Below are 3,367 nucleotides of genomic sequence, written 5' to 3' on the forward strand. Positions count from 1 at the left end.
ACCAGGACGGCGCCTCCAACGGGCTGACCGCACCGAACGGGCCGTCCCAGCAGCGGGTGATCCGGGCGGCCCTGGCCGACGCCGGGCTGACCGGTGCGGACGTCGACGTGGTCGAAGGCCACGGCACCGGAACGGTTCTGGGCGATCCGATCGAGGCCCAGGCCCTGCTGGCGACCTACGGGCAGGACCGGCCGGCGGACCGGCCGCTGTGGCTGGGATCGATCAAGTCCAACATCGGTCACACGTCGGCCGCCGCGGGGGTGGCCGGCGTGATCAAGATGATCCAGGCGATGCGGCATGGGGTGGCGCCCAAGACGCTGCACGTGGATGTGCCGTCCCCGCACGTGGACTGGTCCTCGGGCGCGGTGTCGGTGCTGACCGAACCCCGGTCTTGGCCGGCGCGCGACGGACAGCGCCGCGCGGGGGTGTCGTCGTTCGGGATCAGCGGGACGAACGCCCACGTCATCGTCGAGCAGCCGCCCGCCGAGCCGGAACCCGTTGCAGCTCAACATGATCAACCGGACGCGGTGCTGCCATGGGTGGTGTCGGCCCGGTCCGCCGAGGCGTTGGCCGCGCAGGCCGGGCGGCTCTTGGCATACCTGGACGCCGAGCCCGCTCTGCGCGCCGTGGACGTGGGCTGGTCGCTGGCCACCACCCGGGCGGCCCTGGAGCACCGCGCCGTGCTGGTGGGCGGCGACCGGGACGCCCTGATGGCGGGGCTGGCCGGGGTGGCGTCCGGGGCGCCCGGCCCGGGCACGGCGGTCGGGCGAACCCGCCCGGTCGGTAAGCGCGTGTTCGTGTTCCCCGGCCAGGGCTCCCAGCGGCTCGGGATGGGACGGGAGCTGTACCAACGCTTTCCGGCCTTCGCCCAGGCCTTCGACGAGGCCGTGGCGGCGGTGGACGGCCACGCTCGGCTGCCGCTGCGTGACGTGATGTGGGGCGCCGACCCGGACCTGCTGGAAAGCACGGAGTTCGCCCAGCCCGCGTTGTTCGTGCTCGAGGTCGCCCTGGCGGCGCTGTGGCGGTCCTGGGGGGTGATCCCCGATGTGGTGATCGGCCACTCGGTGGGGGAGATCGCGGCGGCCTGTGTGGCGGGGGTGCTGTCGTTGCCGGACGCGGCGCGGGTGGTGGCGGCCCGTGGGCGGTTGATGGCGGCGCTGCCGGCCGGCGGGGTGATGGTGGCGGTGAGCGCCACCGAGGCCGAGGTGGCGCCGCTGCTCAACGGCGACGTGAGCCTCGCGGCGGTCAACGGCCCCGACGCGGTGGTGCTCTCGGGTGAGCGGACCGCGGTGACGACGGTGGCGGATCGGCTGGCGGACTGCGGCCGGCGGGTGCGGCAGTTGGCCGTCTCGCACGCGTTCCACTCGCCGTTGATGGAGCCGATGATCGTGGAGTTCGCCGCGGTGGTGGCCGGGGTGTCGCCCGGCGCGCCGCGAATCGACCTGGTGTCCAACGTGACCGGGCAATTGGCCGGCCCCGGATACGGGTCCGCCGACTACTGGGTCGAGCACGTGCGCCGGCCGGTGCGGTTCGTCGACGGCGTGCGGGTGGCCGAATCGCTGGGCGGTGCCGCCTTCGTGGAGGTGGGCCCGGGCGCGGCGCTGACGGCCGCGGTGGAGCGGTCCCTGGCGAGTGAGCCGGCCGTGGCGGCGGTGTCGATGTCCAAGGACCGTCCCGAAGTCGATTCGCTGCTGCTGGCGGCCGGCCAGCTGTTCGTCTCCGGCGCCCGGGTGGACTGGGCCGCGGCGTTCACCGGCCTGACCGCCCACCGCGTCGACCTGCCGACGTATGCCTTTCAGCGGCGCCGGTTTTGGCTGTCGCCGGAGGCGGTGGGCGGCCGGGACACCGCGGGCCTGGGATTGACCGGCGCCGAGCATGCCCTGCTGGGCGCGGTGGTGGAGCGCCCCGATTCGGGCGGTGTGGTGTTGACGGGCCGGCTGTCGACGGCCGCCCAGCCGTGGCTGGCCGATCACGCCGTGACCGGGACCGTGTTGTTCGCGGGCGCGGGGTTCGTCGAGCTGGTGCTGCGGGCGGGCGACGAGGTCGGCTGCCCGGTGATAGAGGAGCTGACGCTGTCGGCCCCGTTGCCCCTGCCGGCCGCCGGCGGGGTGCGGGTGCAGGTGCTGGTGGACGCCGCCGGCGAGACCGGATCCCGTGCGGTGGCGGTGTATTCGCAGGCCGGTCCCGACTGGGCCCTGCACGCCCAGGGCGTGGTGAGCGACGGCTCGCCCGCGCCGGACGCGGACCTGTCGGTGTGGCCGCCCGTCGGCGCCGCGGCGGTCGACGTGACCGGCGCCTACGACGATTTGGCGGGGCGCGGCTACGGGTACGGACCGGCGTTCCGCGGCCTGCGGAAGGTGTGGCGCCGGGGGACCGAGATCTTCGCCGAGGTCGAGGCCCCGCAGCACGACGGTGTCACGGTGGGCGGCTTCGGGATCCATCCGGTGGTGCTGGATGCGGCGCTGCACGCCCTGGGTGTGGCCGACGAGGACGCCGAGGCCGTCTTGCCGTTCTCCTGGCAAGGGGTGTGCCTGCACGCGGCCGGCGCGTCCCGGGTCCGGGTGCGGCTGGCACCGGTGGGGAAGGGCGCCGTGTCGGTGGAACTGGCCGATTCGTCGGGCCTGCCGGTGCTGTCGGTGCGGGAGCTGGTGACGCGGCCGGTGTCGGCCGCCCAGTTGGCGGCGGCCGCGGCGGCGCGGTCCGGCGGCGGCGAACTCCTGGAGGCGGTGTGGTCCCCGATCACGTTGGCGGACAACGCCGGTGGGGCCGATCCCGAGGTGTGGCGGCCGCCCTCGAACGGCGACGGAGTGGTCGGGTCGGTCTACGCCGCGACCCATGAGGCGTTGGGCTTGTTGCAGTCCAGGGTTGAGGGCGCCGGGCCGTTGGTGGTGCTGACCCGCGGCGCGGTCGCGCTGCCCGGCGAGGAGGTCTCGGACCTGGCCGGCGCGGCGGTGTGGGGGCTGGTGCGCTCGGCGCAGGCCGAGCAGGCGGGCCGGGCGGTGCTGGTCGACTCCGACGGATCGCTCGATCTCGCCTCCGTGATCGGCTGCGGGGAGCCGCAATTGGTGGTGCGAGGGGGCATCGCCTACGGCGCCCGGCTGCAGCCACTCAAGCCGCACCCGCTGTTGCCGTTGCCCGGGCCGCCGTCGGTGTGGCGGCTGGCCGTCGGGGACGCCGGAACGCTGGAGGACCTGGCCGTGCAGTCGGGCCCGCCGGCCGAGCTCGCCGCCGGCCAGGTGCGGGTGGCGGTCGCCGCCGCCGGGGTGAACTTCCGCGACGTGCTGGTGGCCCTGGGCATGTACCCGGGTGCCGCGCAGCTGGGCGCGGAGGGTGCCGGCCTGGTGACCGAGATCGGCTCCGGCGTCAC

At 75.1% G+C, this 3,367-nt stretch carries 1 protein-coding gene; it reads left to right on the forward strand.

Annotation, left to right across the window (positions count from 1 at the left end):
• Positions 1–3,367 (forward strand): type I polyketide synthase (locus A5701_RS21360; RefSeq protein ID WP_156670194.1); only part of this gene is annotated, 3,367 nt, incomplete at both ends.

The sequence above is a fragment of the Mycobacterium sp. E3305 genome (assembly GCF_001666785.1).
GTDB lineage: Bacteria > Actinomycetota > Actinomycetes > Mycobacteriales > Mycobacteriaceae > Mycobacterium.